Annotated in this window: 25 protein-coding genes; 11 read left to right on the forward strand and 14 right to left on the reverse strand. The window is 64.3% G+C overall.

Going from position 1 to position 21,862, the window contains the following annotated elements; translation table 11 throughout:
- Window positions 1–142: 142 nt before the first annotated feature.
- The 5 genes from AC1DQK_RS12350 to AC1DQK_RS12370 all read right to left on the reverse strand — a co-directional run bounded on the left by AC1DQK_RS12350 (window position 143) and on the right by AC1DQK_RS12370 (window position 4,413).
- The gene (locus tag AC1DQK_RS12350) at window positions 143–406 is read right to left on the reverse strand and encodes a hypothetical protein (protein ID WP_477870881.1); all 264 of its coding nucleotides are present in this window, start codon (window positions 404–406) and stop codon (window positions 143–145) included.
- A gap of 237 nt (window positions 407–643) precedes the next feature.
- Window positions 644–3,019, reverse strand: a complete 2,376-nt coding sequence (locus AC1DQK_RS12355) for an HAD family hydrolase (protein ID WP_477870883.1) — start codon at window positions 3,017–3,019, stop codon at window positions 644–646.
- Window positions 3,020–3,119: 100 nt separating this feature from the next.
- A complete protein-coding gene (locus AC1DQK_RS12360) occupies window positions 3,120–3,575 on the reverse strand; it encodes an NUDIX hydrolase (protein ID WP_477870885.1) in 456 nt (151 codons plus the stop codon).
- Window positions 3,576–3,588: 13 nt separating this feature from the next.
- Window positions 3,589–4,053 (reverse strand): DUF3617 domain-containing protein, encoded by a 465-nt coding sequence (locus tag AC1DQK_RS12365; RefSeq protein WP_477870887.1) that lies wholly within the window; start codon window positions 4,051–4,053, stop codon window positions 3,589–3,591.
- A 162-nt stretch (window positions 4,054–4,215) separates the two neighbouring features.
- Complete coding sequence (locus AC1DQK_RS12370; RefSeq protein WP_477870889.1) at window positions 4,216–4,413, reverse strand: hypothetical protein; 198 nt, start codon at window positions 4,411–4,413, stop codon at window positions 4,216–4,218.
- A gap of 159 nt (window positions 4,414–4,572) precedes the next feature.
- Between AC1DQK_RS12370 and AC1DQK_RS12375 the strand changes: the two genes are divergently transcribed.
- The 3 genes from AC1DQK_RS12375 (at window position 4,573) to AC1DQK_RS12385 (ending at window position 7,084) form a co-directional block, all read left to right on the forward strand.
- The gene (locus tag AC1DQK_RS12375; RefSeq protein ID WP_477870891.1) at window positions 4,573–5,475 is read left to right on the forward strand and encodes an iron-containing redox enzyme family protein; all 903 of its coding nucleotides are present in this window, start codon (window positions 4,573–4,575) and stop codon (window positions 5,473–5,475) included.
- Window positions 5,476–5,496: 21 nt separating this feature from the next.
- On the forward strand, window positions 5,497–6,726 hold the full coding sequence (locus tag AC1DQK_RS12380; RefSeq protein WP_477870893.1) for a dicarboxylate/amino acid:cation symporter: 1,230 nt from the start codon (window positions 5,497–5,499) through the stop codon (window positions 6,724–6,726).
- 91 nt (window positions 6,727–6,817) lie between these two features.
- Window positions 6,818–7,084 carry a hypothetical protein gene (locus AC1DQK_RS12385; protein WP_477870895.1) on the forward strand — a complete coding sequence of 89 codons (267 nt, stop codon included), beginning with the start codon at window positions 6,818–6,820 and terminating at the stop codon, window positions 7,082–7,084.
- Window positions 7,085–7,096: 12 nt separating this feature from the next.
- Here the strand turns inward: AC1DQK_RS12385 and AC1DQK_RS12390 are convergent, their stop codons facing one another.
- The 3 genes from AC1DQK_RS12390 to epsC form a co-directional block, all read right to left on the reverse strand.
- The gene (locus AC1DQK_RS12390) at window positions 7,097–7,339 is read right to left on the reverse strand and encodes a hypothetical protein (protein WP_477871401.1); all 243 of its coding nucleotides are present in this window, start codon (window positions 7,337–7,339) and stop codon (window positions 7,097–7,099) included.
- Window positions 7,340–7,462: 123 nt separating this feature from the next.
- Window positions 7,463–8,074 carry an RBBP9/YdeN family alpha/beta hydrolase gene (locus AC1DQK_RS12395; protein ID WP_477870897.1) on the reverse strand — a complete coding sequence of 204 codons (612 nt, stop codon included), beginning with the start codon at window positions 8,072–8,074 and terminating at the stop codon, window positions 7,463–7,465.
- The gene (gene epsC, locus AC1DQK_RS12400; RefSeq protein WP_477870899.1) at window positions 8,064–9,038 is read right to left on the reverse strand and encodes a serine O-acetyltransferase EpsC; all 975 of its coding nucleotides are present in this window, start codon (window positions 9,036–9,038) and stop codon (window positions 8,064–8,066) included. Before epsC ends, AC1DQK_RS12395 begins: the two co-directional genes overlap by 11 nt.
- 128 nt (window positions 9,039–9,166) lie before the next feature.
- Between epsC and AC1DQK_RS12405 the strand changes: the two genes are divergently transcribed.
- From AC1DQK_RS12405 to AC1DQK_RS12420, 4 genes are all read left to right on the forward strand, one after another.
- Window positions 9,167–9,541 (forward strand): winged helix-turn-helix domain-containing protein, encoded by a 375-nt coding sequence (locus AC1DQK_RS12405; RefSeq protein WP_477870900.1) that lies wholly within the window; start codon window positions 9,167–9,169, stop codon window positions 9,539–9,541.
- A gap of 62 nt (window positions 9,542–9,603) precedes the next feature.
- Complete coding sequence (gene modA / locus AC1DQK_RS12410) at window positions 9,604–10,353, forward strand: molybdate ABC transporter substrate-binding protein (protein ID WP_477870902.1); 750 nt, start codon at window positions 9,604–9,606, stop codon at window positions 10,351–10,353.
- 3 nt (window positions 10,354–10,356) lie between these two features.
- Window positions 10,357–11,022, forward strand: a complete 666-nt coding sequence (gene modB / locus AC1DQK_RS12415; RefSeq protein WP_477870904.1) for a molybdate ABC transporter permease subunit — start codon at window positions 10,357–10,359, stop codon at window positions 11,020–11,022.
- Window positions 11,019–11,660 carry an ATP-binding cassette domain-containing protein gene (locus AC1DQK_RS12420; RefSeq protein ID WP_477870906.1) on the forward strand — a complete coding sequence of 214 codons (642 nt, stop codon included), beginning with the start codon at window positions 11,019–11,021 and terminating at the stop codon, window positions 11,658–11,660. Before modB ends, AC1DQK_RS12420 begins: the two co-directional genes overlap by 4 nt.
- Here AC1DQK_RS12420 and AC1DQK_RS12425 read toward each other — a convergent pair.
- Complete coding sequence (locus AC1DQK_RS12425) at window positions 11,657–11,911, reverse strand: hypothetical protein (protein WP_477870908.1); 255 nt, start codon at window positions 11,909–11,911, stop codon at window positions 11,657–11,659. The two genes, AC1DQK_RS12420 and AC1DQK_RS12425, sit on opposite strands and share 4 nt — an antisense overlap.
- Before the next feature lie 161 nt (window positions 11,912–12,072).
- On the opposite strand from AC1DQK_RS12425, the gene AC1DQK_RS12430 reads away from it, so the two are divergent.
- On the forward strand, window positions 12,073–12,249 hold the full coding sequence (locus AC1DQK_RS12430; RefSeq protein WP_477870910.1) for a hypothetical protein: 177 nt from the start codon (window positions 12,073–12,075) through the stop codon (window positions 12,247–12,249).
- Window positions 12,250–12,746: 497 nt separating this feature from the next.
- Window positions 12,747–12,908 carry a hypothetical protein gene (locus tag AC1DQK_RS12435; RefSeq protein ID WP_477870912.1) on the forward strand — a complete coding sequence of 54 codons (162 nt, stop codon included), beginning with the start codon at window positions 12,747–12,749 and terminating at the stop codon, window positions 12,906–12,908.
- A 27-nt stretch (window positions 12,909–12,935) separates the two neighbouring features.
- Here AC1DQK_RS12435 and AC1DQK_RS12440 read toward each other — a convergent pair whose 3' ends face one another.
- Complete coding sequence (locus tag AC1DQK_RS12440; RefSeq protein ID WP_477870913.1) at window positions 12,936–14,609, reverse strand: MFS transporter; 1,674 nt, start codon at window positions 14,607–14,609, stop codon at window positions 12,936–12,938.
- 180 nt (window positions 14,610–14,789) lie between these two features.
- On the opposite strand from AC1DQK_RS12440, the gene AC1DQK_RS12445 reads away from it, so the two are divergent.
- On the forward strand, window positions 14,790–15,152 hold the full coding sequence (locus AC1DQK_RS12445; protein ID WP_477870915.1) for a PilZ domain-containing protein: 363 nt from the start codon (window positions 14,790–14,792) through the stop codon (window positions 15,150–15,152).
- An 8-nt stretch (window positions 15,153–15,160) separates the two neighbouring features.
- On the opposite strand, the gene AC1DQK_RS12450 is transcribed toward AC1DQK_RS12445, so the two are convergent.
- Genes AC1DQK_RS12450 through pip form a run of 3 tightly spaced genes read right to left on the reverse strand, consistent with a single transcriptional unit; the run spans window position 15,161 to window position 18,260 of the window.
- Window positions 15,161–15,856: a 2OG-Fe(II) oxygenase gene (locus tag AC1DQK_RS12450; RefSeq protein WP_477871404.1), complete on the reverse strand. Its 696-nt coding sequence runs from the start codon at window positions 15,854–15,856 to the stop codon at window positions 15,161–15,163.
- 52 nt (window positions 15,857–15,908) lie between these two features.
- The gene (locus tag AC1DQK_RS12455; RefSeq protein WP_477870917.1) at window positions 15,909–17,303 is read right to left on the reverse strand and encodes an amino acid permease; all 1,395 of its coding nucleotides are present in this window, start codon (window positions 17,301–17,303) and stop codon (window positions 15,909–15,911) included.
- 9 nt (window positions 17,304–17,312) lie between these two features.
- Window positions 17,313–18,260, reverse strand: coding sequence for a prolyl aminopeptidase (gene pip / locus AC1DQK_RS12460; RefSeq protein WP_477870919.1), 948 nt, complete (start codon window positions 18,258–18,260; stop codon window positions 17,313–17,315).
- Window positions 18,261–18,446: 186 nt separating this feature from the next.
- On the opposite strand from pip, the gene AC1DQK_RS12465 reads away from it, so the two are divergent.
- Window positions 18,447–19,916, forward strand: coding sequence for a CYTH and CHAD domain-containing protein (locus AC1DQK_RS12465; RefSeq protein WP_477870921.1), 1,470 nt, complete (start codon window positions 18,447–18,449; stop codon window positions 19,914–19,916).
- 180 nt (window positions 19,917–20,096) lie between these two features.
- Here the strand turns inward: AC1DQK_RS12465 and AC1DQK_RS12470 are convergent, their stop codons facing one another.
- Entirely contained in the window at window positions 20,097–21,629 is a 1,533-nt protein-coding gene (locus AC1DQK_RS12470) for a phage head spike fiber domain-containing protein (RefSeq protein ID WP_477870923.1), read from the reverse strand.
- Window positions 21,630–21,862: the final 233 nt, after the last annotated feature.

Below are 21,862 nucleotides of genomic sequence, written 5' to 3' on the forward strand. Positions count from 1 at the left end.
CTGCCCGCGGGCGCGGCTCTCGACGAGCCCGCGATCCACCAGCAACTGATCCGCGCGCACGCCGGCGGCCATGAATGCCCTTTGCATCTGGTGGGCGGTGACGGGCTCGAACCGCCGACCCTCTCGGTGTAAACGAGATGCTCTACCACATTCGTTCTCCCGCGGCCACGTAGTTCGAGTTCGCGACCGCCGCGATCGCCCCTGCCTGGCTATATTCGTAGCGGAATGCCTCGGTGGCGATCATCGACATCGCCGTCTGGCCGTCCGGCGTCGCCGCGCTGAGCGCCGGGGTGGCGGTGATCGCGACGCTCAGCGCCTCGGCGGCCGTCCCGTCCTGTCCCGGGTCCGCCGCCACCGGCAGGCCGCCCGTTGCTGCCCGTGCAAAGAAGCTGATCTCGACTGTCATTGGCGTCATCCTGTGTCTGGAGAAAGGGCGCAGGACACCGCTCCGCGCGACAGCTTTTGCGCCGTCGCTGGCCGGGTCGTTGGCGATGCCTGGAAATGAAAAAAGCGGGCGCCCGCTGCCGCGGCTCTCCCACTCTCTATTTATGCCTATCGCGCTCCAGCAGGAATGTCAAGCATATATTCCTGTTTTGATCACATTTTGTTTCTTTGCCCGGTGGCAAAGGAGCCACTCTCTCGATTACGCCGCCGCGCGTACCTCGCCCGCCGCTTCGCGCCGCACCACCGGCCTGAACGCGATGCACAGCATATAGCCGCCCTCACCCACCGCCGGAGCCGGCGGAACCAGCAAGGCCGCGCCAGGCGTGCAGCGGAACAGATCGCCCGCCATCGTCTCCATGCCCTCCTGGACATAGGGCGCGCCGATATCGGCCTGGTCGCTGATGCCCCGTTCGTCTGTCGGCGCCACCAGCGGCTGGAAGCTCACATCCTCGATCTGCACCGCCTCGTAGAGACCGCCCAGCAGCACCGCGACGGTCAGGTCGCCGCGTGCGGGGATCGCCAGCCGGTAATAGCCGTCATGGGTCGGAAAGGCCTCGATATCGACCAGGCAATCCTCCTGGGCATTGGCCAGGATCACCGGTACCGGGACGCCGCCCGCCTGGAAATCGCTCTCGCGCATGTCGAGCCCGCTGCGCACGATCCCGAACAGCGCGAGGTTGAGCGCGAGCCCCTGGTCCTGCAGTTCGCCGGGCAGGTACATGCGCTCGGTGCTCTGGACATAATGGAGACCGCGCCGGCGCAGGCCGCGGGTCGAGCTCGATGCGTCGAGCATCTTCAGGTGGCTCGACGAACCGAGATTGGCGTCATGGGTGAAGTCTCCGATCACCGCCACTTCCTCGGCGGACGGAAGGTACATGAATCGCGCCAGGATTGCGGCGGCGTTGCGGCGGCGGCATCCGGCATCGTCGGATCGGGCGCCCTGGCCCATTGCGGTTGCCGCCGTGCCGAAGGCGATGGCGGCGGCCTGGATGCGATCGCGGGTGGCGCTCTGCGCGCCCTTCTCCGTCGCCTTTTCGTGGATCGTCTTGCCGTTCGGATGATAGTCGACCACCGAACCCTTGGCCTGGGTGCAGATCTGTTCGATCATCGCGATCGAAGATCCCAACGTGCACAGCGCCTCCCGGCCGTAATGACGCTTGTCGAAATAGCCCTTCTTGTCGAGCCCGCTCGGCTCATTCTCGCGCAGCAGCAGGTAACGCCCGGCGAGCGCGACATTCATGCGCGCGGAGAGGAGCGGCGCGATCCGGTCCTGGACGGTGCCGTGATAGCCAAGGTCGACGATCATCGCCATGTCGCCATCGTTCAGTCCCGCCCGCCGCACATGCGCGATCAGCCTCTCGGCATAGCGCGCCGATCGCCGCACGATCCGTTCCGCGGTCGGCCCCTCGCAGGCGGCCCGCTCGAGGTCGGATGTGTCGCCCCGCGGCCCGACCAGCTTGCGCGCTTCATGCGGCTCGAGCAGCAGCAACCCCGCGAGCACGTCAAGCCGGTGCTTGCCCAAATCCTGCTCGATCATCGCGGCCACCGCTGCCTCATCGATCAGCCCGGCACGGCCGGCGGTCAGCCGGCTGATCGCGATCTCGCCCACCGCCGCGCCACATCCCAGCGTCTCGAACATCTTCATCGGCAGAAAGCCGTCGCGCATCAGGAACAGCGTCTTGACCGGCCGGCCGCAGCTTGCCGCCAGCGCCTCGGCTTCGTCCCGCACCCACTGCGCGAAGCCGTGCAGCATCGGCCCGATGACGTCGTGGCCCAGGATGAAGGCCGGATCCTGGTCGTTGCGCAGCGACACCAGCGGCCGGTGCGGCTGCATCGCCGGCACTGTCTGACGGGTGGTCGCATCGATCAACACCGCCGCCATCGCCTCATGGCGCAGCCGGGTTTCGGAGGCCGGGTCGAATTGTTCGAAATGCGCGCTATGGATGCCCAGCGCCGATGGCGCCGACTGATCCGCATGAAGATTGTCGCCAAGATGCAGGATTGCGCCGGGCTGCACGCCCATCGCCGCCATGACGGGTTCGAACAGTCCTTCGGTCTTGCTCCGCCCATGGTCGGAAGACGTGAAGATCCGGTCGATCGCCGTGGCGACCTCGACGCCTGCGGCCCGCGCGATCAGTTCGCCGAGTTGCGCCGCACTGAAATAGGTGTCGCTGACGATGACGACATTCAGGCCGCGCGCCTTGGCATCGCGGATCAGCGCGACAACCGGCGCAAAGCCGAAGCAATGTCTCGCCTCGGCGTCGAGCTCCGCCTGCACCGAAGCGGAAATCGCCATCGCATCCGCCGACGGCGGCAGCAGTCTCGCATGAATCGCCTCGATCGAGACCTCGTTCTGCCCCTCGCGAAAGGCTTGCGTCTTGCGCGCCTTCCGCTCGGCAATCACCCGCGGCTCGATGGCACCGCCTTGGATCGCAAGTTCCGCGAAGATGTCCGAAGGTGCCTGCGCGTTGCGCCACAGCAACGTGTCGAAACAGTCGAGCGACAATATGCTCACGCCCTGCGGCGCCTGTTCGAGGAGGCTCGGGATATTCTGCGCGGTCACGCTGATCTTCATGATTTCCATCCGGCATGGGTCGTCATCCCGCTATCGCCGAAGGGTCTTACTATCGCGTTAACCATGAACGGGCGCCGTCATGTCAGCCCGGACAGTCGGTTTACAGCGCTGAAACAAGCCGTTCGAGCAACAGCCTTTGGCTCGCCAGGATCATCGCTCGCGCGTCGTCCAGCCCAAACCACCGTGCCGCATCGACCTCCGGAAAAGCCTGCATCCGCCCGCTCTTGGGCGGCCATTCCATCTCGAACATGTTGCTCCGGATCGCCCCGGCATCGATCTCGCGATCGAGCGCGAATGCGTCGACATATTTGCCGCCAGCCTGCCGTATCTCGCCCAGCGGCGCCAGCGCGCCCGGCAGCGGCAGTCCCAATTCTTCCTCCGCCTCGCGCCGTGCGGCGGTCGCCGCATCCTCTCCGGGCTCGATCAGCCCCTTCGGGATCTGCCAGGCACCCGCATCCTTCCTGCGCCAGAAGGGGCCCCCCGGATGAACGAGCAGCACCTCGACCGCTTCGCCGCGCCGACGATAGATCAGCAGGCCTGCGCTTCGCTGCCCCATCTGGCCTCGGCCGCTATTTACCGGTGCACGGCCCCAGCCGACGGCCGGTGCTGCGGCTCGTCATGCGCATGCTCATCTTGCCGCTCATGGTCATCGTCGCGGTCGCGCTGTACGATGTCGGCGTATAGCTGCCCTGCGATCGGGCGATCATCGTCGCTCCATTTTGCGAGCAGCTCATCTCGGTGGAGATCGTCCCGCCCGTCATCGCGAATTTGGTGAAGCGGCAGGATGGGTTCTGCTTGAACATCTCCTGCGGCCCCCTGGCAGCCTGTTCGGGGGTGATGCAATAACTCGCCCGGGTTGTCTTCCCGCTCATCATCCTCGAAACCTGCGGTGGCGCGCCGGGCATGTCGACGGACTCGACCGTCGATGTCGTCTCCCACTGTCCCGGCTGGATCTGCGTCGCGGCCTGCGCCGTCGACATTGCGCCCGCGATCAGCAGGCCAGCGATGAACAATCTACGCGCGTAACCCTTCATGCGACCTCTCCCTGTCCGGACGGCGTTGTGGCGAACGCCTGTAGATACTCCAAAAAGGCGGATTCGGTTGCTACAATTCGCATCAAGACAGTGCTGCGGCGGACAACCGGCGGCGGATGATATTGTGGACGGGCGAACGCGAACCCGTCCCGGCGTGCCGCCTCAGGAATTCAGCTTGGCCACCAGCGCCTGGAGTTCGGAGAGGTTCGCGCTTTCATCGGCCGCGCCATTCGCGGCGACTCCGTCTTCCGGCTCCTGCGAGCCGACGAAGCTGACAGCCGTCCAAAGAATTCCGGCGCTCCAGATGAGCGCAAGCCAACGGCTCCGGAAAAGCGAACTATACCGCATCCGTGCGACCATCGCAGGCCTTGCTTAGCAAGCGATGAAGACGCTGTCCCGATAGTGTCAATCTGACATGCCGGCCGCTCGACTGATCGCGACAGGGCCTGATCACGGAACTCCACCCATGGACCCGCCGTTCTATATCCAACGAAAGAATTTGAATTTGCAGGAAGAAAAATGGCCAGCCGCTACACCCTACGGATTTCCGAAAACGGATCTCAATTTCATACCGACAGTTTCCAGCGCGGCTTGGCCCATTGGAACCGGGAGCGGCTCGGCCCGCGATTCCCGGCGCCCGACTGGCACAGCCGGCTTGAGCGCGATACCCGGATGCTTCGCCTGGAGCGCGCCTTCCTCGATGAGCTCCGCGCCGAGATCGCCGAGGACGCCGCTGCGGCGCCACGCGATCCCGACGCCTTTATCGCGTGGTTCGAACATCTCCGGATCGTCGGCCCCGGACAGGGCGACCCGCTCTTCCCCTGGCTTGCCGAACGAGCGAGCAGCGATCAGCTTCGCTGGTTCTTCGAGCAGGAGGCGGCCGGAGAAGCCGGCTTCGACGATCTCGTCGCTTATACGCAGGTCAAGCTCCCCGTCCCGGCGAAGCTGGAACTCGCCCGCAACTATTGGGATGAGATGGGCCGCGGCAACCGCGCCGGCATGCATGGCCCAATGCTCGACGCACTGGTCGAGACGCTGGCGGTCGCGCCTGTCATCGAGAACACGGTGTGGCAGAGCCTTGCCCTCGCCAATGCGATGACGGGCATGGCGACCAGCCGCGACTATGCCTGGCATTCCGTAGGAGCGCTCGGCGTCATCGAGCTGACGGCGCCGGGGCGTTCGGCGATGGTCGCCAAGGGCCTCCGCCGCATCGGGCTGTCCGACAAGGAACGCCGCTATTTCGATCTCCACGCCGTCCTCGACATCAAGCACAGCGCCGCTTGGAACCATGAAGCGCTGCGGCCGCTGGTCGAGGAAGATCCCCGCCGCGCCACGGCGATAGCCGAAGGCGCGCTGATGCGCCTGCGTTGCGGCGCGCGCTGTTTCGATCGCTATCGCGAAGCGCTCTGGGCCGATCGATAAGCGGATGGCAGCCACGCGGCGATGAGCCTGCCGCTGCGCCTGTTCCTGGCCCTGCTGGTCGGGCTGGGCTGCGGCATCGCCATGGCGAGCAACGAAGGTCCGGTAACGCTCGCCGTATTGGGCATCGCCCGGCCGATCGGGTCGCTCTGGCTCAATGCTCTCACAATGACGATCGTCCCACTGGTCTTCGGCCTGATCGTCAACGGCATCGCCGCAGCTGCACGGGAGGCTTCGGCGAGCCAGGCGGCGCAGCGCTCGCTGCTCTGGTTCGCACTGCTGCTTACCCTTGCCTGCGCAATCAGCGCCATCGTCACCACCAGCTTGCTGCATTTATGGCCTGTGTCTCCGCAAGCCGAAGTTCTTCGCCATGCCGCCCCTCCTGCCATCGCTGCGGGAAACGGCGGCGCATGGTATGATGCGGTCATCCCCGCCAATCCGATCAAGGCCGCCGCCGAAACCGCTATGGTGCCGCTGGTGGTGTTCGCCTTGCTGTTCGGCTTTGCGCTCACCCGGATCGAAGCGGGCCTGCGCACCGCAATGGTCACGATCACGGCAGCGATCGTTCAGACGATGCTGGTGCTGGTTAACTGGATCTTGTGGCTGGCGCCGCTTGGCATCGCAGCGCTGGCCTTTGTCGCTGGCATCAACATGGGCGCCACTGCCGCAGGCTTGCTCGGCCAATATATCGTGGTCGCCTCTGTAGCCTGCCTTTCCGCGACGCTGATGGCCTATGTAGCCGCCGCGATCGCCGGCAACATATCGCCTATCCGCTTCGCGCGCGCTGCTGTTCCCGCCCAGGCGGTGGCGCTCGGCACCCAGTCTTCGCTCGCGACCTTGCCCGTCATGATCGAAGCCACGCCGGCGCTCGGTTTACAGCCCAGCGCAGCGGGCGTGGTGTTGCCGCTTGCGGTCTCGCTGTTTCGTGCCGCCAGCGCGGCCGCCAATGTCGCCGTTGCAATCTATCTCGCCGCCTTGCACGGGGTCCATCTCAGCACGCCGATGCTGCTGGTGGCTATACTGGTGGCCGTACCCGTGAGCCTTGCCGCGGTCGGGGTCGCGGCACAGGTGTCGTTCGTCGCGACCATAGCGCCGATCTGCGTCGCACTCGGCGTACCCATCGAGGCATTGCCGCTGCTCATGGCCGTGGAGACGATCCCAGACCTCTTCCGCACCCTGGGCAACGTGACCGCCGATCTCGCTGTGGCGCGCATAGTAACGGGCACCGAAAAGTCGGCCATCGAATCTGCCTGATCCTTCCCGCGTCTTCGACTAATGTCTAACTGCGAATTAACCATTTGTTGGTCGAGTCCCGACCAATTTGCTCCGCGAAGGAGCTACAACCATGAGACATAATCTCTCCGCCGAAATCGCGATCCGTCCCGACGACACCGATGCTCTGCTCGACCTCGGCTTCGCCTGCTCGACCGGCAGCCAGGGAAGTGCGGTTGACCTGGTCATGGCCCACCAGTGGTTCAATCTCGCCGCACTGGCCGGATCTCAGGAAGCGCAATATTGCCGTGCCGACATCGCTGATCAAATGACCGGCCGCGAGATCGCCGAGGCCCAGCGCAGCGCGCGCGCCTGGCTCGCCATCCGCAGCGCGCACTGATCGAAGCGGAGGTTAAAGAACGTCCGCTTCGAGGACGACCGGGCGGCTCTCGCGCGTTCCACGCACCACGCTCTCGGGCTTGTCGGGTTCCGATGTGAGCATCACATAATCGTCGTGAACCTCGACCAGCGTTCCGACGAACGGGAACCCTTCCAGGCTACCCGTCACCCGATAGCTGACTATGTCGCCCGGCTTGAAAGTCGCCGCGTCGAAATTGAACTCGAACGGGCAGCTGCCGTCACCCATATTCTGCATAGCATTTTCTCCTGTCGCCTCAACGTACAGGAACAGGTAGCCAGCCATCAAGCCGACGCGTGGGCTCTCGCCGATGGGGGTGACGATCAGGCTTTCGCCCCGGATCGAGGCCCGATCGAGATCCTATTTCGCAAGGCCTTTTTCGCGCGAGCGTACCGAGGCCGCGACCGAAGGCGCAGCAACCCCGATCAGTTCTTCCAGCAGCACCTCTCCATCCGGCCACCCCTTCAGCTTGCTGTTCGCATTGATATGTCCGGCATGGCCGGCATCGACAAAGCGGCTCCCCCAGGCCTTCGCCAGAGCTTCCAGCCGGTCGAACGCGGCATAGCGATCGTTCCGGCTGGCAACGAGGATGGACGGAAAGGGCAGCACCCGCCCCGGCGCTGGCGCAAAACGGCGAACGAAGGGGTGCGCGTCGGATGCGTCGACATCGGGGGGCGCCACCAGCAAGGCGCCGCGCACGCGCTCCAGCTTGGCATGATCCGCGCCGAGCGCCCACCAGGCGATCGTCAGGCAACCAAGGCTGTGCGCCACCAGCAGGATCGGTCCGTCGGTCATCGCCAGCGCCGCGTCGAGGCGTTCGGTCCAGATGCGGCGGTCAGGTTCGGACCAGCAGCCGAGATCGACTCGCCGGCAATCGCCACGCCGCGCTTCCCAGATGCTCTGCCAGTGATCCGGGCCCGAATTGTCGAGCCCCGGCACGATCAGGCACAGTGGCTTGCGGTCATCGATCATCGGCCCGCTCCAGCACGTTGACCAGTTCCCAGCCCCGGCTGTCATGCGCATGGGCCTGGCTGATCACGCTGCCCGGCTCCACGCTGCTGGTCAGCCAGACATTGCCGCCGATCGTCGATCCCGCGCCGATCCTCACCCGGCCGAGGATCGTTGCGCCTGCATAGATGACCACATCGTCTTCGACGATCGGATGCCGGGCGAGCCCGCGGCGCAGCGCGCCCTCGGCATCGGCGGGAAAGCTTCGCGCGCCCAGCGTCACCGCCTGATAGAGCCGCACCCGCTTGCCGATGATCGCCGTCTCGCCGATCACGACGCCGGTGCCATGATCGATGAAGAAGGCCTCGCCGATTGAAGCACCGGGATGGATGTCGATCCCGGTCCGCGAGTTGGCGATCTCGGAGATGATCCGCGCCACCAGCGGCGCGCCCAGCCCGTGCAGCAGATGCGCGAGCCGATGATGCACGATCGCGATCACGCAGGGGTAGCACAGCAGAACCTCGTCGACGCTGCGTGCCGCCGGATCGCCCGCATAAGCGGCTTCGACATCGGTATCGATCAGCCGCCGCAATGCGGGAAGTTTCGTAGCGAAATGGCCGATGATCCGCCCTGCTTCGCCGTCGACCAGTTCGGGCATATGTTCACCGATCGAATAGCCGAGCTCGAGCCGGATCTGACCGTAGAGTCGGCTCAGCGCGGTCTGCAGCGTCTCCGCGACGAATGCCTCCTCATTATGCTGCCGCACGAAACTGGGCCCCAGCCGCAACGGGAACAGAGCGCCGCACAGCGCAGCCATGATCTTGTCGAGCACATGCCGCGAGGGGAAGCCGACCGAGCCCAGTTCGGCGTGGCGCTTATGCGCGCTGCGCCAGGCCTCGCGCGCGTCGCGAAGTTCGGCTGTGATGGCGTCTATGTCCCAATATTCACCTGGAGGCGCCGCAACGGCCTCTTCATAAGCTTCCTGCATAACCGCCTCGTTTATAAGCCCGTCCCTGCCTAGCCGCCTTACCGACAAGGGAAAGCAACTTTTCTCTACCATAATGATAGGAATTATATCCGAGCGGACAAACGGCTACGCGGCTGCTATGCGAAGCCATGGTTCCAAGGCTCGGCCCGCTCAAGCTCAAGGCTCAGATCTACTGTGGCGAGGAAGCCGCGATGGGGCCCGGGAAGGCCGCGCTCCTCGAAGCGATCGAGCGCGAGGGCTCGATCTCCGCCGCGGGCCGAGCGCTCGGAATGAGCTATCGCCGAACCTGGCTGCTCGTCGACAGCATGAACCGCTGCTGGGCCGAAAAGCTGGTCGACACCACCCCCGGCGGTGGACGCGACAAGGGCGCACGGGTGACCGGATGCGGCAAGCAGGTGCTGGCCGCCTATCGCATGCTGGAGCGCGATCTGCTGAACGCGGCAGATGCCGATCTCGGCACATTGTCGACGCTGCTCCGGGACGCTCCCCTGCCGCAACTGTAGAGCCTTGCCATATACGCGCGGATATAGCATGCGGAGCGCCCTACCCTGCAGGACCGCCGCTCATGCTCCGCTCTCTCGCAATTCGATGTCTGGTCGCATCGGCGCTCCTGATCGCCGCTCCGGTGCTGGCCGCCGAAACGCAGGTCGCCGTCGCGGCCAACTTCGCTGAGCCCGCCAGGCAGATCGCTGCCAGGTTCGAGAAGGCAACCGGTCACAAGGCCGTGCTCGCCTTCGGCGCGTCGGGCGCCTTCTACACCCAGATCAGCCATGGCGCGCCGTTCGAAGTCTTCCTCTCGGCAGACGCCGAGCGCCCTGCCAAGGCGGAGCAGGACGGCCTGGCCATCCCCGGTACACGCTTCACCTATGCCATCGGCCAGCTGGCGCTCTACTCGGCGACGCCGGGCCTCGTCGATAGACGCGGTGCAGTGCTCAGGCGCGGTAACTTCGAAAAGCTCGCCGTCGCCGATCCCGCAACCGCCCCCTATGGCGTCGCAGCGGTCGAGACGATGCAGCGGCTGGGCATCTACGACGCGCTGAAACCGAAAATCGTCACCGGAAGCTCGATCGCGCAGGCCTATCAATTCGTATCGACCGGTGCAGCCCAGGCCGGCTTCGTGGCGCTCAGCCAGGTGATCGATGTTCCCGGCGGCTCGCGCTGGCTCGTACCCGCCCGGCTGCACAGCCCGATCGAGCAGCAGGCGGTACTGCTCAAGACCGGCGCAAACAATCCGGCCGCGCGCGCCTTCCTGAAATATCTCAGGAGCCGCCCGGCACTCGCGATCATCAGGCGCTACGGCTATGTCGTCAGATAGCTGATGGGCCTCGTCCTCGCGACCACCGCCGAACTGGCGCTGGTCACCACCATCCTGCTCCTCCTGCTCGCCACCCCGCTCGCTTGGTGGCTGGCCCGCTCACGCCGCTGGTGGAAGGAAATCATCGGCGCGGTCTCCGCGCTGCCGCTGGTCCTCCCGCCCACCGTGATCGGCTTCTATGTCCTGATCGCGCTCGGGCCCGACAGTCCGTTGATGGCGCTCCTCCAGCCGTTCGGCATCCGCACCCTCGCCTTCACCTTCACCGGCCTGGTGATCGGCTCGCTCTTCTATTCGCTGCCTTTCGCGGTCCAGCCGCTGCGCACCGCCTTCGAGGCGATCGGCGACCGCCCGCTTGAGATCGCTGCGACGATGGGGGCCGGACCGCTTGACCGTTTCCTGACCATCGCCATTCCGCTCTCGCGCCGCGGCTTCCTGTCGGCGGCGATCCTCGTCTTCGCGCACACCATCGGTGAATTCGGCGTCGTGCTGATGATCGGCGGCAACATCCCCGGCAAGACCGAGGTGCTCTCGACCCGCATATATCAGCTGGTCGAAAGCCTGCAGTTCGGCGAGGCGCACCGGATTGCAGCCGTGCTGGTCGTGTTCTCCTTCGTCGCCCTCCTCGCGCTGCTCCTCGTCGAGCGGCGCATCGGCAACGTCCAGCCATGACGATTGCGGTCGACCTTGATGGAAAGCTCGGCAAGTGCTTTGCGCTGCGGGTCGCGTTCGAGGTGCCATCGCGCGGCGTGACCGCCCTGCTCGGCCCTTCCGGTTCAGGTAAGACGACGCTGCTGCGCGCCCTCGCCGGGCTCGATCGGATCGCCGGCATGATCCTCGTCGATGGCAAGGTGTTCCAGGACAGCCGGACGTTCGTCCCTGCCGAACGCCGCGGCGTCGGCTATGTCTTCCAGGGCGCCGGCCTGCTCCCGCACCTCAGCGTCGCCGCCAATCTCGACTATGCCATCCGCCGCTCCGCGCCCGGCCGCTTCGCCCGCGACGACATCATCGAGCGCGCCGGCATCGCCCATCTGCTCGACCGCCGCCCGGCGCGCCTCTCCGGCGGCGAAGCCCAGCGCGCCGGCATCGCCCGCGCCCTGCTGAGCCAGCCCCGCCTGCTCCTGCTCGACGAACCTCTCTCCGCCCTCGACAGCGACGCGCGCGCGGAGCTGCTCGACTGGCTGGAAGCGCTGCTTCGGGACGTCGATGTCCCCACTTTCTACGTTACGCATGATCATGGCGAAGCGCAGAGGCTATCCGCCAGAACGATCAAGCTCCGGCAGGGGCAGGTCGTGGGCCCACCGGTTTAGCAGACCATGTAAATGGCAAATACCGCAGGCGGCAAAGCAACCAATCCGGCCATCACCCAAACCCAGCGATATCGGCGGCTCCGTGCGATCAGCAACAGCGTCAGGCCGTCGATCGACAGGTAGAGACCAAGATGCCCGGCGATTTGCCGCCCCGTCTCTGCGTCCCCTGTTGTCGGCCCAGCCGCGGCCATGCACATCAGCGATATGGGCAGCATGGCCAGTAACCACATGACCAGGCCGATCTTGACCACAAGCCACAAGGTTCGCGGCAACACCACCCTCGAATATATCATTTGCGGCGCTGCCCGTTGGCCGCCCGTACGCCCCTCATGATGTCGCGCGTATCCCGAGGATCATCGCCCACGTGTGTGCCTGTCCCGGTTAAGGGGTTGCCCCATGATGGATCGTACGGATGACGCTTTGGATCCACCAGGTGTTGATATCTCTGCACGATTCCAGCAGCTCTCGTCAAAATGCCGGCTGGGAAAAGTGTCGAACCGGTCGCGCCATAGTTGATGTTGCCGACATGATCATCGCCAATCCTATTGCCTCGGATCTTTGGATCCCAATGACCTCCCGGGAAAACTGATCCAAGCCATACACCCAAGGCGGCTGAGGGGGCGACATTTGCCGCGACCCCTGGATCCATGCCCATGTTGCGAGCATCGGCCTCACCGTCGGCTAACATTCTTCGCATAAGAGCAACATTATCCGCAACTTGTTGGCCATCCGGAAGCCTGTTGCTCAGCACCCTTTGCGCAGCCATTCGCTTACGCGCCGCGAGCCCGATCATACCATGGCAACTCCTCCATAAGTACATAGCAAGAACATATGTATACCTACATTGAAAGTAAAACTTCCATCACTGATGCGCTCAGGGCGATATGGTTCATGCTTGGGCCTTCGTTGCGCCGTGGAGCTGCGTGATCGCATCGATCGAGGACAGCAGCTCTCCCCCCCATCCAGCGGCCGATGTAGCAAAGCGCGACACCGAGCCGGGCATGCAGGCGCGTCATGTTACAATTGTTGAAGCGTCTGATGGACCGGCCCGTGATAGGGGGGCGCTGTAGTCACGCAGAATCCGCTATGATCGAAGTCAACGATGCCACGCTCAGTCACTACACGCAGTGTATTCAGCGTGAGCGCGAAGCAGCGGCAAGGGCCAGCACCGAAGCGGTGCGGCAGCTTCATCTCAGGATCGCGGAGATGTACGAGCGCAAGCTGACCGCGATCCGCTCGCTGTCCTGATCTTCGCTTTCGGTCCGCCGAACAACCTCAGGCCGAACGGGCGGGATCGGTTATGGGATCGTCGGTCACCGGATCGCTGCGGCGAGCGCTTGGGAGCGATCCCGTCTGCCGCTCGATCATCCTGTGGACCCGGAACGGCTCGCCTTCTTTCTGCAGCTTATGCAAGGCAGAGCTCGTCTCCGCATCGGCATGGGTCAGCCGCTGGTTGTATCGGGCATAATCGAGCCAGGTTGCGAGATGGAAGCGTTCCATCCACAGCTCGGCGTCGTGAAGATCGCGCAGAAGGGTCCAGCGATGGGCGCCGTCACGCCGCCGGATTCGCCGCCGTTCGGTCATCGCGGCCAGAAAAGCCACGATATTGTGTGGTTCTATGCGATACTCCACCGTGATCACGACCGGCCCGCTACGCGGTTCGAGCGGCACAGCCGTCTCGGGCTCGGTCCAATGCCGAAGCGGATCGAGATTCAGGTCCTGGACCTGCGGCAACGGTGCCAGGAAGCCGAGGGCTATCACCGCCACCTGAATGGCCGCTCCCACGAGAAGCGCATCCGCCACGCCATGATGTTCGGCAATGAGGCCGAGCACCCAGGCGCCCACCGCCATCCCCCCGAATGCCGTCATCTGGTAGATCGACAACGCCCGCGCCACGACCCAGCGCGGCGAGGCCAGCTGCACGGTCACATTAAATGTCGATAGTGCAAGCACCCAGCTGGCACCGGCCAGGATAAGCGCCGCCGTGGTCAGGACGATATTGGAGCTGAGCCCGGCAACCGCGCTCCCGATCGCGAGGCCGAGCGTGGCCATCCTTATCATCATCTCGGTCGTCAGCCGCCGGCGGAGCCGTCCACTGCCGAGCGCACCGATGACGGCGCCGATACCGAACGCGCCGAGCAGCGTCCCGTAGGTCAGCGGCCCACCTTTGATCAGGCTCCGCGCCACCAGCGGCATCAGCGCCGGCAACGCGTTGGCCACGATCCCGAAACATGCCGCGCGCAGCATCACGATCCGCAGGTTGGGTGACATGGCGACATAGCGCAGCCCCGCCCCCATCGCCACCATCAGACGCTCGGGCGGCAGCATGCGAGGCGGGAAGTCGGGCCGCCAGCGCAGCAGGACGAGGATCAGTCCGACATAGGAGAGCGCGTTCACCAGGAAGGCGGCCGCGGCCCCCGCCGCAGCAACAAGGACGCCGCCGATCGCCGGTCCCACGCTGCGCGCGATATTGAACCCCATCGAGTTGAGTGCAACCGCCCCCGCCAGTTGCGCGCGCGGCACGATGTCGCCCACCGAGGCTTGCCAGGCGGGCCCGTTCATCGCCGTGCCGCAGCCGATCAGGAAGGTGAAGGTCAGCAGCAGCCAAGGCGTCAGCCAGCCTTGCCACGCGAACATCGCCAAGGCCGCCGACACCAGCAGCATGAACACCTGTGCAGTGAGCATCACGCGGCGCCGATCGACATTGTCCGCCACCGCGCCTGCCAGCAGCGCTAGCAGCATGAACGGCAGTGCCGACGACGCCTGCACCAGCGCCACCATCTGCGGCGATCGCACCAGCGACGTCATCATCCATGACGCGCCGACCGACTGGATGAGCCCGCCGAAGTTGGACAGGAGCGATGCGATCCAGACCGCCCTGAAGATCGGAATGGTAAGCGGGGAGGCCGCGCGGGGAGCTGGCGAAGCGCTGTCGGCGTGGAGAGTCATCGCCTACGGAATGCCGGACGCGCGGCTTTGTGCCAATAGCCGTCCTTAGCCCGTGGAACTCCGGACTGGCCAAATCCTGCCGCCGCGTTCACCAATTCCCATAACCCGATCATACCGATCCTGCGTGTAACGACATGCTGCGAACTCCGGACGTTCCGGCAGTCGAAGAGGTAGCTTGCGATGTCGATAGCATCAGCTCTGGGCCTGAAGGGCCGCTCCGAGGCGCGCCAGGGATCGCGAACGCGGGTGATGCTGCCGGCCGTGTTGCTGGCCGGCGGGCGCCCCGCGCGTGTCCACATCCTGGATCTCTCCAGCGAGGGTGCGCTCGGCCATGCAGCCGAGCCGCCGTCGCCAGGCGAGATCGTCTGGCTGGTATGCAAGGGCAATGAACTGCTGGCGCGCACCGCCTGGGTTCGCGGCAACCGCTTCGGCCTTGCCTTCGACTCTCGCCTTCCCGCCGCCAGGCTCGATCCGATCCTGGCCGAGGGTCGCCGCGCGCTCCAGGGCGAGACGGAGAGGGCTCCACTGCGCCTCGCCAGCTGAGGGAGACCTCAAGCCGCGTCGTGGAAGATGATGCCAAGGGTGTGGCGATGCCCTGTGCGCAAGCCGCTCACGCCATGCCGCATCGTTACCCGATAATCGCCGCGTGATCCGCGCTGCGGGCGATGTGCCACCGCGAAGATGACGGCGTCGCCCCGCGACAGCGGCACCACGTCGACGCGCGACTGCATGCGCGGCCGCTGCCCGGCCAGGATGAATTCGCCGCCGGTGAAATCCTCGCCAGGAGCCGACAGGAGCACCGCGACCTGCAACGGGAAGACATGCTCGCCATAAAGATCTTGGTGCAGGCAATTATAGTCGCCCGCACCATAGCGAAGCAGAAGCGGCGTCGGCCGCAACTGGCCGGCGGCATGGCAGCGCTCAAGGAAATCCAGGTGCTCGGCTGGAAAGCGCACCTCAAGCCCCATCCGCTCGTGCCAGCGATTGGCGATCGGAGCGAGCCGCCGATAGAGTGCTCCGCGCAGTTCCGTCACCAGGGCCGGCAGCGGGTAGGCGAAATAGCGATATTCGCCGCGCCCATAGCCATGCCGCTCCATCACGACATGGCTCCGGAACCCCGCGCCTGCGTCGTAAAGCGCGGCAACCTCGCCGCAGGCCCGCTTGCTCAGCAGCCCCGGCAGGATCGTCCAGCCTCGCACGTCGAGGTCGACGGCGGCAGCGTCCCAGTCAGGGCTATCGATCTCCATCATTCGGGGGTGCTGGCAGCAGACCGCCTCGTCGGCCTCCCGTTCCTTGCGTTCACTTGCACAGTGCGCTCCGTCGATGTGCATAGCCAAGGTAGATGGCGAGGCCGATGGCGTTCCACAACAGGCACCACAACAGAGTCTTGGCCGGGAGGCTGACGAACAGATAGGCGCACCCGAATAGCGCGCCCAGCCCCACCAGCGTCGCGGCCGGCGCACGGAATGGCCGCGGTAGCTCGGGGCTGCGTCGGCGCAGCACGATCAGGCACGCGCCTACCGCCATGAACGCGATTAGCGTACCGGCATTGGCCAGCGCAGCGATCTCGCCGATCGGCAGCAACCCCGCCAGGAGCGCCACGATGACCGCCGTCATCGCCGTGATCCGCGCCGGCGTTCCGCGTTTGGAGATCGCCGCCAGCCCGCTCGGCAGGAATCCGTCGCGGGCCATCGCCAGGAAGATCCGGCTCTGCCCATAGAGAAAGGCGAGCAGGACCGTCGGCAGCGCGATCACGGCAGCCGTGGCGATCACCTTGGCGACGCCTGGCCGGCCCAGGTCGCGCAGGATCAGCGCCAGCGGCTCCGGGCTGTCGGCGAAACCGGTGAACGGCACTGCGCCGATCGCCGCGGCCGCCACCAATATATAGATCAGCGTGCACACCAGCATCGATCCGACGATGCCGATCGCCAGGTCGCGCTCGGGCCGCTTGGTTTCCTCCGCCGCGGTCGAGATGGCGTCGAAGCCGTAGAAGGCGAAGAAGATAATCGCCGCGGCCGCCATCACGCCGCGCTGCACGCCGTCCGGCCCCGGCATCGAGGCAAAGCCATAGGGCATGAACGGGTGCAGGTGACCCACATCGAAATAGGGCAAGGCCACTGCGACGAACAACGACAGCGTCGCGATCTTGATCAGCACCAGCACCGTATTGATCCGGGCGCTCTCCCGCGTGCCGAGCAACAGCAGCCCGGTCACCACGGCGATGATGAAGATCGCCGGCAGATTGACGAGCCCGCCAAGCTCCGGCCCCTGGGTCAGCGCCGCCGGGAAGCCTGCACCGATCAGCAGCGGCGACGCATAGCCCGACCAGCCGACCGCGACGGTCGACACCACCAGCGAATATTCGAGGATCAGGCTCCAGCCGACCACCCAGGCGAAAATCTCGCCGAGTGCCGAATAGGCATAGCTGTAGGCGCTGCCCGAGGCCGGCATCATCGCCGCCAGCTCGGCATAGGCCAGCGCCGCGCAGGCGCAGATCACACCGGCAATCGCGAAGGACAGCAACACCGATGGCCCGGCGCGATCCGCGCCTACCCCGATCAGCGTCAGGATACCCGTCCCGACGATGGCGCCCACCCCAAGCGCCATCAGGTGCGGCCATGACAATGTCGGCGTCAGCCCGCCTGGCGGCCGCCCGACGCTGTCGATCGGCTTGCGCCGCAGGAAACCTGCCATACCCCTCCCCTATGCGAACCGGTCCGTCGCCCTGATCAACTGATCGAGGATGCCCGGTTCGGAATAGGCATGGCCGGCGCCCTCGATCACGTGGAGCTCGGCATCGGCCCAGGTCTTGTGCAGCGCCCAGGCATAGCGGAGCGGACAGGGCATGTCGTAGCGGCCATGGACGATGGTGCCGGGGATGCCGCGCAGCCAGGCTGCATCGCGGAGCAGCTGCTCCGGTTCCAGCCAGCAGTCATGATGGAAATAATGATTCTCGATGCGCGCGAAGGCGATCGCGAAATGGTCGTCGCCGTGGGTCGCGCTCAGGTCGGCGCTCGGTAGCAGCGTGATCGTCTCGCCTTCCCACAGGCTCCACGCCTTCGCCGCCTCGAGCTGTATGACGGGATCATCCCCCGTGAGCCGCTTGTTATAGGCTGCCACCATCCGGCCTCGCTCGGCATCGGGGATCGGGGCGACGAAGCGTTCCCACTTGTCGGGAAACATCTGCGACACGCCGAACTGATAATACCAGGAGATTTCCTCTCGCGTTGCCGTGAACACACCGCGCAGGATCAGCGCGCTGACATGAGCGGCGTGCGTCTCGGCATAGGCAAGCGCCAGCGTGGAGCCCCAGCTGCCGCCGAACACCAGCCATGCATCGACGCCCATCAGGGCGCGCAGCCGCTCGATGTCTTCGACAAGGTGCCAGGTCGTGTTCGCGTCCAGGGCGGCATGCGGCGTCGATCGCCCGCATCCCCGCTGGTCGAACAGCAGCACATCGTAGCGCGCGGGATCGAAAAGCCGGCGGTGATCGGGCGAGCAGCCAGCGCCCGGCCCGCCATGGAGAAAGACCGCAGGCTTCGCACCCGGGGTGCCGACTCGCTCATAATAGATGCTGTGGCCATCGCCGACATCGAGCATGCCCGTCGCATAAGGCTCGATCGGCGGGTAGAGGGTGCGCAATTCGCTCATGACGCGGATCGGTGGCAGGGATGACTTAGACGCGTCGGCAATGCTAACATCGCTGCAGGCTAGCGGAGTCCGAAGATGCGCGCCAGCCGGAGGCCCGGCATCCACCGCATCGCAGCGGCGATGCGAGATGACTCCCCGGCTGCAGGATAGTACACAGCCAATGCGATCTCCCCCGGCTAGGACGATATGGACGATTCAGTCGAAATCGAACTGAAGCTCGAATATGATCCCGTCAAGCGCGACCGGCTGACTGGCTCGGCGCTCCTCGATGCGCATGACGCGGAGCGCAAGCGATTCATCGCAACCTACTTCGATACGCCGGATCTTCGGCTCCACGGTGCCGGCTACGCCGTGCGCCTCCGCAACGAGGGCGATCGCAATATCCAGACGGTCAAGGCTTCCACCAGCACGGCGGGGGCCCTGTTCATCCGTGGAGAGTGGGAGCGGCCGATCGATGGCAATCGGCCGATCCTCGACGAAAGAGCAGGTCCGCTGATCCAATATGTCGACGCCGCGACATTGGGCAATGTCGAACCGCTGTTCATCACCGACGTCGAACGCATCTCAGGAATGATCGAGCGGGCTGGGGCGACGATAGAATTTTCCATCGACTCAGGAGAGGTTCGCGCTGGCAAGCGGTGCCTCGCCCTGTCCGAAATCGAGTTCGAGCTGAAAGACGGCTCCCCGCAGATCCTGTTCGATCTCGCCCGGAGCCTCAACGAGGAGGTTCCGCTGCGGCTCGGCGTTCGTTCGAAATCCGGATGCGGCTACGCGCTGGTCGCGGCCGCGCCGTCCAGCGTCGCCAAAGCCGAACCCATCCGCCTTGCCCGTGACATGGGCGCCGCCGATTCCTTCACCTTGATCGCAAGCTCCTGCCTCAAGCAATATCGGCTGAACGAAACGTTGCTGCTCGAAACCGAGGCAGGCGAGGCCATCCACCAGGCGCGGGTGGGTCTGCGTCGGCTCCGCTCCGCCTTCGTGCTGTTCAAGCCGCTGTTCGCTGGCGACGACCGCGCCGCCATGCTCGCAGCCGAGTTGCGATGGTTGGCTGGCGAACTCGGCGCCGTTCGCGACATCGATGTCCTGATGCCGCAGCTGGAAGGATCTGGACGAGCAAAACTGGCCACGATTCGTGAAAGCCGCTTCAGTCACCTCCGCAACTTGCTGGAGAGCAGCCGCGTCCGGCTGCTGCCGATCGAGCTTGCCGAATGGCTGGCGATCGGCACGTGGAGGGAGCCGCACCCGGATCCGGGACAGCATGACGAGATGATCTCGGTCTTCGCAGCGGACCGGCTTGATCGTCTGCGCAAACGCATCAGGCGCGAAGGTCGGTGCCTCGCGACCCTGGACGACGAACATCGCCATGAGGTGCGCAAGGACGCGAAGAAGCTGCGCTATGCCGCCGAGTTTTTCGTCTCGCTCTACCCAGACCGGAAAGCGCGTCGCCGGATGGAACGGCTGCTCGACCGGCTCGAAGCGCTGCAGGACAAACTTGGCAGGCTCAACGACATGGCTGCCGCACCCGAGCTTCTGGCGAAGCTGGGGCTGGATCCGGAGATCGGCCCCCCACGACCGAAGGCTCGCCGGCGCCTGCTGTGCGATGCCGAGCGATGCTTCGATGCGCTGGTCGAAACGAAGCGCTTCTGGCGCTCCTGATCGCAGTGCCGCCCGCCGTGCCTGAATGCAGCCGGTACCGTGCGCACGACAATGATCAGCTGATAACCATGCTGAACGGGAAAATGGGAAGCGACAATTAAGCGCCTCCCATTCCTCCTTCATAGGATTTCCGGATCGATCCTGCGTTCTCGAATGATTATCTTGCGATGATGCTTACCCTCACAGATGCGGAGGGAGCTCTGCGAGATACGGTGACTCTATGAACAGCCCCTTCGTAGTGTCGCCAGCATAATTATCCACACTGTCGGCAGAAGCGATCTGCACCGCATAATTGAGCTGATTTGTCGCATCCGACTTGAAACGGATTTCGATCTGATACCAGCCGGCCGTTCCGACCGCCTGTATCTTGGCCAGATAAGGCGGCGTCATCGTCCCATAATTATAGGAAGAGCCGACCGTCCCCGCGCTTAGATCGAAGAAGCAGGTCGCTCCGCCGCTATAGGCCGCCCCGGCTACGGCGAGCTTGGCGAAGGAACGCCCATTGGCCTTCACGCGCGCCGTCATCCGGTAATCCTTGATGGAACTTGCCTTGCTTATCCACTGATCCACATCGTGATAACCGGTCGAAGCCGTCTCCTTAACCGAAGATGCTGTCGCGCCGCCGCCCGAACCGGTCTGCCCGGTCACGACGCTGACAGCAGATGCGACCCAGGCCGCATTGGACAGATCGGTGGGGCTGGCAAGAAGATTTGGTCGAGCCGTCATGAACGGAATCGGGATCGGGGACCTGTCCTCAGCATACACATTGCCAGAAAAAGTAGCGCAGTCGCTGTAGATGCTGCCAACGGAATAAGGCGGATCAGCTGGATAATTTCCGTAATTCTTGCTAATAAGATTATCTCGAACGACCACACCAGAAACCGTATTCCCCGGGTTGGTAAGTGAAATGTTCTTGGTAACAAGCTTGATGGGATAATCCTTACCGCCCTCGATATAATTTGCCCTGATCAGATAGCTGACAATATCTTCGCTTGAATCGGGCTTGACGAGGATCACCGCCGTCGAGGAATCTCCTGTCGTACTTTGAAGCCAATTCTCTTCGATTACCGACTGGCCGTATAAACCTTGGCAGCAATCGAGATGGGGATTCACGACGAGCGGGTTAGGCGTCTGCGATGGGTTATCCGACGCATTCGGCACATAGGTGCCATCAGCCGTCGTCCACCCGCGCAAGTCATGCACGTAGTTGTGACGGAATATGCTGTTCTTGAAGATGCGGGCTGGATCATTGCCTACCGCAAAAATATCTCCGCGTTGAACCAGGACATTCTTTGCGTAGCTATCGCCGCCGATGCCCATATAGGCAAACTCACCGATACCATCTATCGTGAAATCCTCGATGACGACGTTGGATATGGTCGAGGATGCGTTATGCAATTGAACCAGGATAATCGTGTTCACGTTATCTGGATTGTCGGCGCCTTCGACCGAGAAATTTCGAAGACGTAGCGGATTGGACGGCGTGCCGCCTGCCGTGACAAGAACCTTCCCCTTCACGGCCGTCCCTGCAAGATCGTCAGCATCCGACTGATCGGCCACGGTGAATGTTCCGGTGTAGCTTTTAGTCAGCGCAATTTTTGGACCTGAGACCTGCTGGTGCCAAGCCTCCAACTCCGCGATATTTCCCTGCGCTATGATAAGGTCGCGCGCGGCCGACAGAGCAGGATTATTGGAACTATAGTTCGCTGTCATACATAGACTCCTGTAAATAGCTCAAAAGCATTCTCTGTTTAAATGAATTGGTAATCTTATCCGTGAGGACGCTCACATTTCGTAGTTCTGATTGGCCGATCGGAGACGAGTTCCCACGCCCACCGACGCTGAGCATCGCACGGTGTCTCGGCAGCGCATCCTGCTCCGCGCAGTGCGGAGACAGGGATATTTTCAACTCATATCGGGTGAGTCGGAGAGAACAAATGAAGAAC

The organism is Rhizorhabdus sp. P4_G5 (assembly GCF_056401065.1).